Source organism: Lactiplantibacillus daowaiensis, assembly GCF_005405085.1.
GTDB classification, from domain to species: domain Bacteria; phylum Bacillota; class Bacilli; order Lactobacillales; family Lactobacillaceae; genus Lactiplantibacillus; species Lactiplantibacillus daowaiensis.
This window is the reverse complement of sequence record NZ_BJDJ01000005.1, coordinates 1-16,254: the sequence shown is the minus strand read 5'-3', so window position 1 is coordinate 16,254 and position 16,254 is coordinate 1. Positions and strand designations below refer to the sequence as shown.

Here is a 16,254-nt window from a genome sequence, read left to right as displayed (position 1 = left end):
CCAGTTTTAAACCGTTAGTTTTATTTAGTTTAACACCTTTGCTATTCCAAAACTATCTTTCATTCAACTTAAATATCTTTTATTCTGACTGCATAAAAAAACGGTTGTCATGATTATGGTTAATCATGACAACCGTTTTGACATCACTGTTATTTGGTACTATCACGGGCAATTAGCCGGGTGCCGAGTTCCACGCGTTGTGGCGCTTGACGTCCAGTTTGTAGCCGATTAACGATCATATCGACCGCCGTCTCACCCATTAATTCAGTTTCGACGTTCACCGAACTAAGTTCCGGATACACGAAGGTCGCTAACGACGTGTTGTTAAAACTAAATAGCTTAACTTGTTCTGGCACTTGAATCTTAGCCGACTGCAAGGCTTTTAAGGCCCCCGCTGCCATTGGATCATTGGCGACAAAGAAAGCCCGTGGTAAGTCTTTACCTAACGTATCGATGGCTTGCTTCATCATGACAAAGCCAGACTGACTCGTATAATCCCCTTGAAAGACAAACTTTGGATTATAGGCATGGCGCTTTTCCATCGCCAATTTAAAGCTCAGATAGCGTTGGTCGAGCACCGTTTCAGCTTGATCGGTCGTGGTTTCTTGACCATGAATCATGCCGATTTCTTGAATGCCTTGGTGCCAGAAATAGTCGACGACATTTTCAGTCGCCAACTTAAAGTCGGTCAAGACACTGTCAAAACCCGCTGCGAACTGATCATCATCAACGAATACCAGCTTATCGGTCAAGGCCGCCATCGCTTGAACTTGTTGCGGACTGAATTTGCCGACCGCAATCACCGCGTCGACATCGGCATCGAGTTGACCGGTATCATTTTGAAAGATGCGCGTCACTTCAAATTGACGGGCTTGTCCTTGACGCTCAATTCCCATCCGAATCGACATATAATACAAGTCATCTTGTTCTTTTGATTCTGAATACCATTGGACGATCGCCAGTTTTTTCTTTGCGACCGGCGCGTTAGTATGGCGTTTGTTCTTAGAATATTGCAAATTATCAGCGACGGTAAAAATCCGTTGGCGGGTTTCATCGCCAACTGATAACGATTGGTCGTAGTTTAAAACCCGTGAGACCGTCGCCAGCGAAACACCGACCTCTTTTGCAATATCTTTTAATGTTGTCGCCATTGCTTGGCCCCCTATTTTAGAGTGGTCTAGCCGGCGGTCAGCCGGTGAGCATGCCTAGCTAAGGCGATAACGCGGTGTTTTTTCCGCGTAATTGACTTAGCGTAGCAAGCGCAGCCCGCTGCCGGCTAGCGCACGTTTCAGCCTAATCGCCAAAACCTGCTACTCCTTTTATTATTCTTATTGTACGCATTAATCCCAGCTTTGACAAAAGCTGGGATTACTAATGCGATTTAATCAGCTTTAACGGCCGTGACAAAGCGGTCAAACGCCGCTTCACCTTCGGCATCCCACTTGAAGACACCGGCATCCGCTAAGACCCGTGCAAAGACGTTGCCGACTTCACGATCCACAATGTCATGCACATTGTCTGGCGTGATGTCATACTGTGCCTTTAGCGCATCAGCCCAAGGTTGATGCATCGCCACCATCTGATTATGACGGCCTAAGAGATAATTTGCAACCTCTTGCAGTTCGGTCTTGAGTCGTGCTGGTAAGATGGCCCGGCCCATCACTTCGATCAAACCAATATTTTCTTTCTTAATATGTTGGACATCTTGATGTGGATGGAAGATGCCATCGGGATAAGTCGTTGACGTTTGATTGTCACGCAAGACCAAATCTAACACATATTGGTCGCCCACTTTGCGTGCAATCGGCGTCGTCGTATGATGCCGGACATTATCGGTATAAGCCCGAACATCGACTTGTTCATCTGAGTAATTCATCCACACATTGTGAATCTTAGTGGCTGCATCAAGCAATGCCACTTGGTCATCGCTAGTCAACCGAATCGTTGACATTGGCCATTTAACGATTCCTGCCTCAACATTAGCGATACCCAAATCAAGTTTACGCGCAATCGGTGCCTTCATCATTGGGAAGACATGCCGGCCACCTTGATAATGTTCATGTGACAACATTGACCCACCGACGATCGGCAAATCCGCGTTACTGCCGACAAAGTAATGTGGAAATTGCTTGACGATTTCCAATAAGTTACTGAAAGTTTGCCGGTTAATGACCATTGGCCGATGCACTTGATCTAAGAAAATCGAGTGTTCATTAAAATAAGCATATGGCGAATATTGGAAGCCCCAAGTGTCGCCACCTAGCGTTAAGCGAATAATCCGATGATTACTCCGGGCGGGATAACCTAAGCGACCTAAGTAGCCTTCATTTTGCATACAGAGTTGGCATAATGGATAGCCATCTTGGGGTTGATTACGAGCCGCTGCGATCGCTTTAGGATCCTTTTCGGGCTTCGATAAATTAATGGTGATTTCTAAATCGCCAAAATCAGTCTTAGCAGGGAAAACCACATTTTTCGCAATCGCCCGCGTCTTGATGTAGTCGTTAGCTTTGCTTAATTGATAGAAGTAATCCGTTGCAGTTTCCGGACTCGTTTGATACTTGTTCCAAAATGTTTGATTCAAGGTTGATGGTAGTGGTGTCACTAAATCCATCAATTGATCGGCTAAGATTTCTTTGGCCGATGGCGTATCTTCAATCTTGCCATTTTGAATCGCCGTTTGAACTAAAGCGTCATTTAAACTTGTGAGTTGATCATCAACTGACGCCACGGGGGCATCATCGCCGATTAAACCTAAAATCCGATTATGGATATAGATTTGGTCAAGTTCAGTATAGGGTGACGCCGAAGCGATGACGGCCTTTACAAATTGATCAACACTTGTCATTAGGCTTGGCCTCCTCGATCATCATAGCCAGCGGGATGACTCTGTTTCCAGTTCCATGCCGTCTTGATGATTTCTTTGACATCGTCATATTGCGGGTCCCATCCTAAGACGTTGCGGGCTTTATCACTAGCCGCAACTAAGGTACTTGGGTCACCGGCACGCCGTGGTGCCATGACCGCTGGAATCGGTTGCCCGGTAACTTCGCGGGCTGCATCCAACATTTGCTTGTTAGAGAATCCAGTTGAAGACCCTAAGTTGAAGGCTTCACTGTCATGACCTTGCTTCAAGTATTCCAAAGCCAAGATATGAGCATCCGCTAAGTCGACAACATGGACATAGTCCCGAACGTTGGTGCCATCGGGGGTTGGATAATCGTCCCCAAAAATTTGTAATTGTTCACGTTCACCCGCCGCAACTTGGAGAATAATTGGGACCAAGTGAGTTTCAGGATGATGATCTTCACCGATACTGCCATCAGGTTTGGCACCTGCGACATTGAAGTAGCGTAAGGCAATAAACTTGATACCGTACGCAATATCTGACCAGTGCATGATTTTTTCCATGGCGAGTTTACTTTCACCGTAAGGATTCGTTGGCACTTGTGGATCAGTTTCTTTGATTGGGATTTGCTTAGGTTCACCGTAAGTCGCCGCGGTTGATGAGAAGACGATCCGTTTCACATCATGTTTGGCCATGACTTCGAGCAACTTGACCATGCCGGCCGTGTTGTTATCAAAGTACTTCAATGGATTTTTCATCGATTCTGGCACGATTGAAAAGGCCGCGAAATGAATAACCCCTTCGATATCTTCTTGATCAAAGACTTGATTCAAAAAGTCGCTATCACGGACATCACCTTCATAAAACCGTGCTTGATCATTTACCGCAGCCCGATGACCAGTCACCAAATTGTCAACGACGGCAACGTCGTACCCTTTTGCAATTAACCGATCAACTGCGTGTGAGCCAATATAGCCCGCCCCACCTAAAACTAAAACTGCCATGTCAATTCCTCCTGTTTATACCAATTGTTTACTTTTTATGTGCCGCGTCGAAACGCGTTCCAGCTGTCACAGGCCTATAATTCTTTAGGACCATCCGCGATTTCAGCGATATAGAAATCGGCGTCATAACCAATCTTATCGCGATAAACTTTACCGACATTTTCCTTGAAAGCGTCGACTTGATCCGCTTTGACTAAAGCAATCCCACAGCCACCAAAACCGGCACCAGTCATCCGAGCACCTAAAACGCCAGGTTGTTGCCAAGCCGTTTCAGCCAACGTATCTAATTCTTTACCCGTAACTTCATAGTCAAAGTGTAATGACACGTGTGAAGCCGTTACTAACGTCCCAAAGGTCGTTAAGTCATCTTTAGCTAACGCCTTAGTGGCCCGAATTGCCCGTTGGTTTTCAAAGACGGCATGACGCGCCCGCTTGATCAAGGTTTCGTCATTGATGAGATAAGCCGCTTCGTCGAATTGATTTTCAGTTAAGTCACCCAATGACTTAATATCAAGCTTCGTTTGTAAACGACGCAGCGCTTCTTCACATTCTGAACGGCGTTCGTTATATTTTGAATCCGCCAATTCACGCCGCTTGTTCGTGTTCATGATCACGATGACGTAATCGCCTAACTTAACTGGCGCGTAAGCATAGTCCATCGTATTGGTATCGAGCAAAATCGCCTGGTCTTTTTTACCCATGCCAACTGCGAATTGATCCATGATACCGGAATTCACACCAACATAGTTGTTTTCACATTTTTGCCCAATTTTTACTAAATCTAATTGGCTAATGTCTAAGTTAAAGCCCGTCTTCAAAACGATCCCCGTTAAAAGTTCGATTGACGCTGATGAGGATAGCCCGGCGCCATCTGGCATATTGCCATGAACATATAAATCAAACCCATGATCAAAGCTATAACCAGCTTTAACCAGTTCGTCCATCATCCCTTTAGGGTAGTTAGTCCAACCAGCGGCTTTACTGTAAGTTAAATCATCAACATCGAAGGTCACCACACCTTGATCAGGAATGTTCGCTGAATACATCCGCACGGTTTTATCTTCCCGCGCTTTATAAACGCCATAAGTCCCAATCGTAATGGCACATGGGAACACGTGACCACCATTATAGTCAGTATGTTCACCGATTAAATTGATTCGGCCAGGTGAGAAGAAGACCCGTTCTGGTTCACTATCAAAGATGGTTTTGAATTCTTGTTTTAAGTCGCTGGTTTTCATAATTGGACCCTCCATTGGTTGTTTTACTAAAATTTTATTAACTAGAATATAAGCCTTTTAATTCAGTTTGTCAACCGCTTTCAAAATCGTTTTATCATCGAAATGATAGCGGTTAACTAAGAACGTTGATTTGTCGCCAACCCATTCCAGGATTAGGCCAATTAGCAGTGTCAAATTAAATTTATCAATCACCCAGTTTAGTTAAACTTTAACTAAATATCATATACAAAGTGTCAATTTTGTTTTATTATCATTATGAAAACGTTTTATTTTTAGTTAATTTTGAAAGGAGCCGTCTTTTAATGCAAGCAACCTTAGACTGGTTAGATGACCCAGAAGTATTCCGTGTGAACCAACTTCCGGCTCATAGTGACCATCATTTCTATCAAACGACTACTGAGTTACAAGCACAACACAGTAGTCTCGTGCAATCTTTAAATGGGACTTGGCAATTTAAGTTCGCCAAGACCCCGGCAGATCGTCCTTTAGCTTTTTACCAACCAACTTTTGATGCCAGTGACTTTGACACGATTCAAGTCCCTGGGCATATTGAACTCGCTGGTTATGGCCAGATTCAATACATCAATACGTTATATCCTTGGGAAGGCAAACTTTATCGACGCCCAGCATATACCTTAAATGCTGATCAACTCATTGCTGATGACTTTAGCGAGGCCCCTGATAATACCGTCGGCTCCTACTTAAAAGACTTCACCTTACCCAAAGCCTTTGAAAACAAGCGGACCATCATTCAATTCCAAGGCGTTGAAGAAGCGCTCTATGTTTGGCTAAACGGTCACTTTGTTGGCTACGCTGAAGATAGTTTTACCCCATCTGAATTTGACTTAACACCTTATTTACAAGCTGGTCAAAATCGTTTGGCCGTTCGGGTCTATAAACGGTGTACTGCGTCATTTATCGAAGACCAAGATATGTTCCGCTTTTCTGGGATCTTCCGCGATGTCAACTTACTCGCTTTGCCCGCCGCTCATCTCGATGACCTCGATTTAAAACCAACGGTCAATGATGACTTTAAAGGCGGCCAATTAGCCGTCACCACTAAGTTAAGTGGCGCCGCTGTAACTAATGCGACCTTAAAATTAACGATCAAAGACGCTACCGGCCAAGTCTTAGCAACGCAAACGCAACCCGGCGCCGCTAAAGTCACGTTTGATGCCTTCGCATTTGACCAAGTTGCGCTATGGTCACCTCAACAACCAACGTTATATCAACTCACGCTTGGGGTTTATGATGCTGACGAGCACCTATTAGAAGTCGTCCCTTATCAATTCGGGTTCCGGAAAGTCGAACTCCGCGCTGACAAAGTTATTTACGTCAATAACAAACGCTTAGTCATCAATGGTGTCAACCGCCATGAATGGAATGCCAAGACTGGGCGGGTCATTACCATGGCTGATATGCAAGCCGATATCCAAACGATGCTTGATAACAACATCAATGCTGACCGGACTTGTCATTACCCCGATCAATTACCTTGGTATACCTTGTGTGATCAAGCCGGCATCTACTTAATGGCTGAAAACAACTTGGAATCACACGGTTCTTGGCAAAAGCTTGGCGCGGTTGAACCATCTTATAACGTCCCTGGCGACAATCCCCATTGGTTAGCCGCTGTGATTGACCGGGCCCGTTCCAACTATGAATGGTTCAAAAATCACCCAGCCATTATTTTCTGGTCACTCGGTAACGAATCTTACGCCGGTGAAGATATCGCGCAGATGCAAGCCTTTTACAAGGCACATGACGACTCGCGTCTCGTGCATTACGAAGGCGTGGTGCATACCCCCGCACTGAAAGATCGGATCTCAGATGTTGAAAGTCGGATGTATGAAAAGCCTGACCAAATTGCCGCTCATCTCGACGACAACCCAGCCAAACCATTTATTGATTGTGAATACATGCATGACATGGGGAACTCCCTTGGTGGCATGCAATCATATAACGATTTGATTGATACCTATCCAATGTATCAAGGTGGCTTTATTTGGGACTTCATTGACCAAGCTTTATTCGTGCATGATGCCGTTACTGACCAAGACGTTTTGCGCTATGGCGGTGACTTTGACGACCGTCATTCTGATAATGAGTTTTCTGGTGATGGGTTGCTCTTTGCCGACCGGACGCCCAAACCCGCAATACAAGAGGTGAAATATTATTATGGCTTACACTAAACAACAATTACACGTGATTTTTGGCGACGGGACATTAGGGCTCGGCGGTCAAAACTTTCATTATATTTTCAGCTACGAACGTGGCGGCCTAGAATCACTCGTGGTCAACGACCGTGAATGGCTCTACCGCGCCCCGATGCCAACATTTTGGCGGGCAACAACTGACAACGACCACGGCAGTGGCTTTTCTGTCAAATCCGCCCAATGGTATGCGGCGGATCACTTTACGACCTGTCAACAAGTCAGTGTAGCTGTAGATGGTCAACCACTCACCGAATTACCGATTGCACCGGTCAATAATCACTACAGTAATCATGAATTCGCTGATGAAGTTGCCCTAACCTTTACGCTTGCGACTAACACGATCCCTAGCACCCCAGTCACCCTGACTTACACAGTGACCGCTGACGGTCGTATCGCAATTAACGCCCACTATACCGGTAATGCGGCTTTGCCTGATTTACCAGCTTTCGGGGTGCGCTTCATCATGCCAACGACCGCAACTGGCTTTGACTATACTGGTTTATCGGGCGAAACATACCCTGACCGGATGGCCGGCGGGGTGACCGGTACGTATCACGTGGATGGCTTACCGGTCACGCCTTACTTGGTCCCCCAAGAATGCGGGATGCATATGCAGACCAAGCAAGTCACCATTAATCGGAATACGACGCAAAACAATGCCGACCAAGTGGCGCAACCCATGGCTTTGACGTTTAATCAAGCCAAACAGCCCTTTGCCTTTAGTTGCTTACCCTATACGGCTGACGAATTAGAGAGTGCCACCCACATTGAAGAATTACCATTACCACGCCGGACAGTCCTTGGAATTTTCGGGGCCGTTCGGGGCGTTGGTGGGATCGATAGTTGGGGGACAGATGTCGAAAACCGCTACCACATTCCAGCTAGTGACGATATCGATTTGAACTTTACGATTGAGTTGCCAAAATAATACTCGAACTTAAAAACGCCGCCAACAAACTGTTGGCGGCGTTTTTTGCTTGAAATCATTCAGCTTTAAAATATCGAATTTTTGCCGTGAAGTCTTGGGTTTGAATCGGCGTGTCATACACCCCAACTTGCATCAGTTCATCGCCACCATACACCTGTTGCGTCGTTTCATCACGATACGTCTTGGCTGGATTTAGACCAGCTAATTTCGTTATATGCGGCGCAGGTTGCACTTGCCCTAAAATAACAAACGTGAACAACAATACCTCGGTTTGATCGGGACTGACAAATACCCACGCGACCGTATTGCCCGCAAACGGGCTTTCCAACCGGTAAAAGGTGCCATATTGAATCAGTTGTCGATGCTGCTTGTAAAACGCGATCTGTTCAGACACCGCTTGGCGATCGGCCACACTTAGTTTGGATGCATCAAGTTCGTAACCAAGCGTACCGCTCATGGCAACGGCCCCGCGCATCGCCATACTCGTCTGACGACCTAACAATTCATCGGGACTCGTCCCCACATGGGCGGTAATGGCTGAAATCGGATAGACCAATGACGTCCCATATTGGATCTTCAACCGTTCAATCGGATCGTTGTTGTCAGATGGCCAACTCTGGGGCATATAATACATCACCCCCGCATCAAAGCGGCCACCCCCACCAGAACACCCTTCAAATAAGATCTGCGGATACCGCGTCGTTAACCGTTCTATTAAGTCATACACCCCTAAGATATAGCGATGACTAACTTCACCTTGACGTTCCGCTGGGGTGGCATTTGAATACACTTCGGTTAAATTCCGGTTCATATCCCACTTAATATAATCGATCGGAACTGTATCCAAAACGGCGGTCATCTGTTGATACAAGTTATCCACGACGGCGGGCTGACTGAAGTCGAGGACATATTCATTGCGAGACAACGTCCGGCCGCGATTAGGCACACCTAAGACCCACTCTGGATGTTGCTGAAACAACTCGGAATCTTCCGAAATATTTTCCGGTTCAAACCACAACCCAAAGCGCAGCCCCTTTGCATGAGTCCGCTTGGCGATATCGGCTAAACCAGCCGGGAGTTTGTGCGTGTTCACCGTCCAATCACCAAGTGAACTATTATCATCGTTACGATGTCCGAACCAACCATCATCTAACACAAACATTTCAATGCCTAACGGCGCGGCGGCATCCAAGATGGCTTGAATCTTAGTTGCATCGAAGTCGAAATAAGTCGCTTCCCAGTTGTTGATCAAAATGGGGCGATCCGCCTGTTTATACCGACTGCGAGCGACCCGCTCCCGTAAGAGTTGGTGATAGGTTTGTGACATACCATTTAACCCCGTCGTCGTATAAACCAAGGCGACTTCTGGCGTTTGGAATTGCGCTTTGGGGGCTAATTGCCAAGTAAAGTTATAGGCGTTAATGCCAATCGTTAAGCGGGTCTGTTCGATCTGATCACGCTCCAAACTAATCTGATGGTTACCGGAATAGAGTAGCAACGCACCCATGACAGCCCCGTGCATCTCGGTCGTCATTGGATCAGCTAAGGCCACGAATGGATTCATCTGGTGGGAACTAGCCCCGCGCCGACTTTCAAACTGCGTCACGCCCCGCTGTAAGGCTTGCCGCGTGACTTGGCGTTCACGCGCATAACTCCCGGGTAACGAAATCGCATCTAAGGGCTGACTCGGCAAGTCTAGTGACATCGATGCCGCTTTTTCCAGTGTGACTGGCTGTGACCCTTGATTGATAAACTTAGCGCTACGGGTGACCACGGGCCGATCCCGATAGATCGTATACGCCAATTCCAGTTGCACCGCAAGGGTGGCATCAACTAAGGTCACGAGTAACGTCTGCGCTTCATCAGCCATTTCAACATAAGTTTGTGGTAGGCCGACTAAATCCGGTTTGCCAGCCATGATGCGATAGCTTTGATACCGAAAATCCGTTGTTCGAGCGCCATTTTCCGCACGAATAATCGCGGCTGGTTGCCGATAATCACCCGTGTTATTACCACTATATTCCTGTGGCAAATCATCTTTAGAATACGTGCGATCTAGCGATTCGGGTAAATTACCTGAAAACCCCCGGTCAATCCGTGGATAACGCCGTTCGCCGTGATATTGCTTAATCCGCGACCCAAAGTACAAATGCGTCAAGATGGCCCCCGTTTCAACACCTAATACGTAAGAAGTCGTCTGGTTATGCAGGTGAAAAGTCAGGTTCGACTCGTCAACTGTGATTAAGTCATTAGTGGTCATTTAAGATCCTCCTTAATTGTCGTTAACAAAAAAAGAGCGCCTAATAGTCTCAACTATTAGTGACGCTCCTTTTCAAAGAACTTAAGCTTTTTGTGGGGCATTGCCCAATTGTAAGACATCATCACCGTGTGCTACGGTGCCATCAGCCTTCAAGTAGTTAAACTCTGGTAAATCTTGATAGTTGGTAACAACAACCATGACGGTATCATCTAAACCAGCTTTTTCAATCGCTGGCGCCCAGAATTCGATCAATTCTTGTCCTTGCGTGACATGGTCACCTTTTTCGACGTATTGCACAAACCCAGTCCCACGTAAGTTAACGGTACCAATCCCAACGTGAATCAACGTTAAAATACCGTTATCCGACCGTAGTCCAATCGCATGTCGGGTTGGGAAGGTTGCTTCAACGACCCCATCAAAAGGTGCATATACCCCGCCATCGCTTGGTTTAATGGCAAATCCTTGGCCCATCGTGCCATCAGCGAAGTTCTTATCAGCCACATCTTTTAGTGGTAATAATTGTCCACTAACTGGCATTTGATAAGTCGTCGTGGTGGCGTTTACATTTGCTTCAACTTCAGCCATCGATTCGTCAGTATCCAAGTGTTCGTGCCAAGTCTTTTCAAGTTCATCAACGATTTCAGCATGCATCTTTTCATCCAACGTGACCTTCTTAAAGAAGATAAACGTCCCAATTAAGATCATCGCGGCTGGCACCCCGAACATCATTAATTTGAAGATCATTTGACCATGCGCCGTGACATCGCCAGCAGTTGCACCGGCAGTCATCCCAGCCCAAACGGCAGTTAAACCAACGATCCCATTAGAAATCGCACCACCTAATTTATCGAGCAATGGCCGAACGGACAAGGTCAAGGATTCATCCCGGTGACCAAACTTCAATTGCCCATATTCAACTGAATCACTCAAGACCATTAACACAACCAAGAAAATCAATGGTTGTGGAATGTAGAATAAGACGGCTGAAGTTAAGACCATTGGTAGTGATTGACCAGAGAACGTAAACATCACTAACGCAATGATCATGACCGTAATAGCTAAGAAGAAGACTTTGCGGCGACTGAACTTCTTGGCTAATGGTGGGAATGCTAAGACGGAAAAGATCCCGATAATCGCGTTCAAAGTTGCTAAGAATGTATATTCAGACGCTTTACCTAAAATGTAAGTGAAGTAGTAAAGTTCAAGTGAGTTGGTAATCGCAATCCCAGCGGTGTAAATCCCGTAAGTTAAGGATAACCACATTAATTGGTCGTTACGGCCCAACACTTTGAAGACATCTTTGAACGTTGTTTTTTCAGTGTTTTGACGTAATTCAGAATCATTTTCTTTGGTCCCGAGCCCAACGGCCAGTGCTGAAATTAAGGAAACAATCGCAATGATTAACCCAAAGGCAAACCAACCGCGGTTATCGCCTTGACCACTGTTCGCATTAACGGAGAAGTATAAGACGATCGGCATGACGACCACCCCAACCAAGTTAGCCCCAATGTTAGAACCAACTCGGGCGTAAGTCGCGGTCTTTTCACGTTCGGCAGAATCAAATGAAATTGCCGGAATCATTGACCAGAAGCCCACATCTTTAAAGGAATAGAAGATATCCATGGTAATGTATAAAATAGCAAAAATAACTAAATATAAGACTGGGTTTGAGGCATTCAAGCCACCCATACTCGTGAATAATAGTGCTAAAACCACTGATGCCACAATCCCACCAGCAACGATCCATGGTTTGAAATGGCCCCACCGTGAATTGGTGTTATCAATGGCATTCCCAATCAATGGGTCAATTGCAAGTTCAACGAAACGTAACGCCGCAATGATCAAAGTAATGTACGCAATCATCTTAGACCCTTGCGCCCCACTACTCTTATCGAATAAGTGCGAAGTTACAAACATAATAAAATAAGTTGACAGTGTCGCATAAAACGCATCATGCCCAAAAGCCCCAAATGAATAAGCTAAGCGTGATGTGATCTTGCGCGACTTACTTTCTTGTACTGGATCAGTCATAGTATCGCCTCACATCTTCCTTGTTGTAAATTACAGTCTTTAATGTAATCGTTTCCAAATCGGATGTCAACGATTTTTAGTAAAATTTGTTTAACGGTTTTAGTAACAAGGTGCTGTCTACCCCACTTTTTCCCGTTACTCAGGCTGACACACATGCAGGGTGAATCCTTGCAATGTAGGCGTTTCCAAAGGTGATTTTAAATTTTGTCGCGCGATTTTAGTAACCACTAAATTTAAATAAATTAATTTTAGTAAAAGTTATAACTGGTATAGACCTGTTTTCTTGCTTTAGCAACGCTGCCGCCGGGTAAATTTCTCAGGTACTGCTGTAACAATCATACTAATATTATGTTATTATAGAATTAATTATTAGGTACAGAACGGGCCGCATCTTTCGATGCGGCCCGTTCTTTTTAAGACTTATTTGGTTAATCGATTATATTGGTAGCTAATGGTATGCGTCACTGGTTGACCAGGACGTAAGACAATATCGCCAAAACCGTCGTGGTTGATGGCATCTGGCAACATTTGTGCTTCCGTTGCTAAGGCATTATAGTGATGAGCTGCTTGCTTGTCAGCATCGAAAGGATTGGCAGTGTAAATAATCAGACTATTCCGATCTGAATAAATCTTCACGTGACGATTGCCTTCTAGGTCACCGACCACGGCAATCGGCGCCGTTTCACTAGGTGTCACTTCATAGGCATCATCAAATTCGATCCCGTCATTTTCCATCTTCAACTGATTCAAGGCATCTTGAACCGGTTGTGGGTAATTGAAATCGTAGGCTGTATCTTTAACTGCTAGACGCTTGCCAGTTGGGACTTTTTCACCGTCGAATTCAAGACGTTGATCACTGTGGATTTGTAGCCATTGATGGGCAAGGTTCGTCCGATCATCGGCCACATTCCAGTAAACATGGTTAGTTGGATTAAATAAAGTCGCCGCATCCGTATCACCAGTGAACGCAATCGAAACACGATTGGCATTGTCCAAGGTGAACTTAATTTGAACGTCCAAATTACCCGGATAGTTATCATCAGTTGCTTGAATATGCTTCGTTAACACGACGCTAGCTTGGTCATTGCCCGTGACGAATTCACCGTCAAAATTCAACGTGTTAAACCCATGATTACCACCGTGTAATGAATGGGTTTGTTCATTCATATCCACGTTGTAAGTTTGACCGTCAATGGCGAACTTAGCGCCGCCGATTCGGCCAGCGACTCGACCGATTGATTGACACAAACAAAAACCGACGCGTTGATAGGCTTCAATGCTATCTAAACTCCAAATCAATGGGCGTTCAACACCATCTTCATTGACGACAAATTCTTGCCAGGTCCCACCATAACTGAGAACCGAGATCCGCGTCTTTTGGTCATTAATCAGCGTATATTTCGTAATTGCTTGACCATCTAATTGGCCAAAACTTGATTTTTTAGTTTCCAAATTAAATGCACCTCCATGGTTAGTAAACCGTTTTCATTTTTATTATAGCAGAGTCCTTAGCTTTGTTAGTAAAAAGTTTACTAGACTTTTAAATTTAACTAGTACAAATTGCACCGACCTGAGTAGGATCTATGTCAACAAACTTATATGTCCATTAAACAAAACTAGTCCAATCGCTTTTATAGCTGTTGGACTAGTTTATTTTGGATTATTAAGCTTTAACTGTCACTGTCTTACCAGCACCTAAAACTTGTCGCTGGCCATCAACAATAACTGTACCACCATCACGTGACGCTGTAATTTCCAACTGACCGTCGGCTTTATCAAATGTCACTGTACCATTTTTCACTGGCAATACGGCATGTAACTGATCGAAGGCTGCCAAATGCGGTTCAATCTCAAATGCCGCATAACCAGGTTGTGTTGCTCGTAATCCCAAGAAATGACGACCTAACAAGTAAATCGGGCTCGCACCCCAAGCATGGCATAAACTCTTTCCATATGGATCACCGTACATGGCATACATCTCTTTGCCATGTTGCTTAGGATCAAATTCTTCCCAGAATGTCACAGCACCACGATCAAGCATGCCACCCCAGTAATCCAATAAGACTTGATAAACCCGCTGTTGTTGACCAAGTTTACACAACGCATCTTGTTCAAAGAACTTAAAATAAGGTGTTGTTAATTGCGTAATTTCGTCGTTGAGCAAAACATGCTTTAAAATTGACTGTTGTTTTTGCGCATCGACCACATCAAACAAAATCGCAAAGATGTTTGCATGGCGCGTGACATGGCGTTTACCAGATTCATAACTATCAATGAAGGCCCCTTTTTCGTCATCCCAGAAATATGTCATGATATTAGCTAATAATTGGTCATATTTAGTCTGATATTCGGTAACTGACTCTCCCAGTACTTGCCCACAAGCTAAAATAGTCTTGTAGACCTCTAATAGTAAGATTTGTTCTGCTGCAACCGTGCCGGTTTTATCAATTTCTGACCAATCAACAAAGATCCAATCATTCTCGCGGCCATAAATGAATCCCTTTTCATTTGTCTGGGCGACAAAGTATTGCACCATACTTTCCAGTTTCGGATAGATAGTTTTTAAGAACTCTTTATCACCAGTCATTTGATAATGATTTAACACACCGATAACCCATAGCATCGAGTAATCAACAATCGTGTCAATATGTTGCTTAATATCATCTTGACCCCGCAGTGCTAAGAGCGTGCGTTTATCAATATCTTCATCAAAGAAAGAATATTCATTCATAAAGTTAGCTTGATAAGCATCGCCAGCCCAAATCCATCGGTCCCGTTTAATCCCATCAATAAAGAACAAGTCACTACATAAATTCAACGTTTCAGTAGACACATTCCAGATTTGATTGATTAATTGGTTATTAGACTTAAACATTGAAGTATTCTTTTTCGGAATATATTCATGCATGGCCGTTAATTCAACTTCACCAACTTGGGCTGCTGGAACAAAGATATAACGAAAAGCCCGTTTGCGAACTTTAGTTGTGCCAGTGACATCGTTCTGCTTGTAATAACACATGGCAACATCTCTGGCTTCTGTTTCGGATTCACCATAGCATAGCGTAATCGGCGCCGTTCGATTCAAGTTCACAATTACTGAACCATTAACTGCGCGCCCAAAATCAAATAGCACGCCATCATCAACAGCAGTTACATTTTTAGCAATGACCGGTTGGCGATGATAGACAATAACATTCGGATTTTGCGATTTATCCGTGAATAAGACATCATGTCCAGCAGGTAATGTGGTAATGAAATTGCTAGCTTGCCAACCTTGATCAGATTGAATGACTGCGCCTTCGATATAAATCGCCGGTAACGCAGTTGGATTACCAACAAAAATCGTGATTGTCGTGGTCCCAGCATCGCAAATAATGGGATGCCCAAGTTGGTGTTTCGTGCCATTGACATCAACATATCCCGTTCCCTGTGCATAAACCGTAAAACTAGTCGTTGCAGTTAACGTATATTGCCGACTAAATTTCACATTACGGTGACAATCATCAATATACCAATAGGCAGGCCACCCCATCCCACGTTCTTCACGTTTGAAATTTTGTAACATGCCCTGATGAATTTCAAAGTCACCCGGATACCACAACCATACTGCTTGTTTTGTCATATCAATTTCCTTTCTAGTTGATTATAAATAGAGGCTGTGACATAACTAGCCTCTGTACAAGTAAATGGGACGAGAAACCGAATTTTGGTTTCTCGTCCCATTTGTTT

The 16,254-nt window shown here is 44.7% G+C and carries 10 protein-coding genes; 2 read left to right on the top strand and 8 right to left on the bottom strand.

Annotated features, from left to right (window positions below; all coding sequences use genetic code 11):
• Positions 1-149 precede the first annotated feature (149 nt).
• From FFM75_RS04420 to FFM75_RS04405, 4 genes are all read right to left on the bottom strand, one after another.
• The gene (locus FFM75_RS04420) at positions 150-1,151 is read right to left on the bottom strand and encodes a LacI family DNA-binding transcriptional regulator (RefSeq protein WP_137627988.1); all 1,002 of its coding nucleotides are present in this window, start codon (positions 1,149-1,151) and stop codon (positions 150-152) included.
• 230 nt (positions 1,152-1,381) lie between these two features.
• Positions 1,382-2,848: a UDP-glucose--hexose-1-phosphate uridylyltransferase gene (locus FFM75_RS04415; RefSeq protein WP_137627987.1), complete on the bottom strand. Its 1,467-nt coding sequence runs from the start codon at positions 2,846-2,848 to the stop codon at positions 1,382-1,384.
• Positions 2,848-3,852 carry a UDP-glucose 4-epimerase GalE gene (gene galE, locus FFM75_RS04410; protein WP_137627986.1) on the bottom strand — a complete coding sequence of 335 codons (1,005 nt, stop codon included), beginning with the start codon at positions 3,850-3,852 and terminating at the stop codon, positions 2,848-2,850. The genes FFM75_RS04415 and galE overlap by 1 nt, the downstream gene beginning before the upstream one ends.
• Before the next feature lie 74 nt (positions 3,853-3,926).
• On the bottom strand, positions 3,927-5,090 hold the full coding sequence (locus tag FFM75_RS04405; RefSeq protein WP_137627985.1) for a galactokinase: 1,164 nt from the start codon (positions 5,088-5,090) through the stop codon (positions 3,927-3,929).
• A 302-nt stretch (positions 5,091-5,392) separates the two neighbouring features.
• On the opposite strand from FFM75_RS04405, the gene FFM75_RS04400 reads away from it, so the two are divergent.
• Entirely contained in the window at positions 5,393-7,282 is a 1,890-nt protein-coding gene (locus FFM75_RS04400) for a glycoside hydrolase family 2 TIM barrel-domain containing protein (RefSeq protein ID WP_137627984.1), read from the top strand.
• Complete coding sequence (locus FFM75_RS04395; RefSeq protein WP_137627983.1) at positions 7,269-8,234, top strand: beta-galactosidase small subunit; 966 nt, start codon at positions 7,269-7,271, stop codon at positions 8,232-8,234. The genes FFM75_RS04400 and FFM75_RS04395 overlap by 14 nt, the downstream gene beginning before the upstream one ends.
• Before the next feature lie 55 nt (positions 8,235-8,289).
• Here FFM75_RS04395 and FFM75_RS04390 read toward each other — a convergent pair whose 3' ends face one another.
• The 4 genes from FFM75_RS04390 to FFM75_RS04375 form a co-directional block, all read right to left on the bottom strand.
• Positions 8,290-10,494 (bottom strand): alpha-galactosidase, encoded by a 2,205-nt coding sequence (locus FFM75_RS04390; RefSeq protein ID WP_137627982.1) that lies wholly within the window; start codon positions 10,492-10,494, stop codon positions 8,290-8,292.
• A gap of 81 nt (positions 10,495-10,575) precedes the next feature.
• The gene (locus FFM75_RS04385; RefSeq protein ID WP_137627981.1) at positions 10,576-12,525 is read right to left on the bottom strand and encodes a sugar MFS transporter; all 1,950 of its coding nucleotides are present in this window, start codon (positions 12,523-12,525) and stop codon (positions 10,576-10,578) included.
• 420 nt (positions 12,526-12,945) lie between these two features.
• Positions 12,946-13,977: an aldose epimerase family protein gene (locus FFM75_RS04380; RefSeq protein WP_137627980.1), complete on the bottom strand. Its 1,032-nt coding sequence runs from the start codon at positions 13,975-13,977 to the stop codon at positions 12,946-12,948.
• Between the two features lie 211 nt (positions 13,978-14,188).
• Entirely contained in the window at positions 14,189-16,147 is a 1,959-nt protein-coding gene (locus FFM75_RS04375; protein WP_223876606.1) for an alpha-L-rhamnosidase-related protein, read from the bottom strand.
• Positions 16,148-16,254 lie beyond the last annotated feature (107 nt).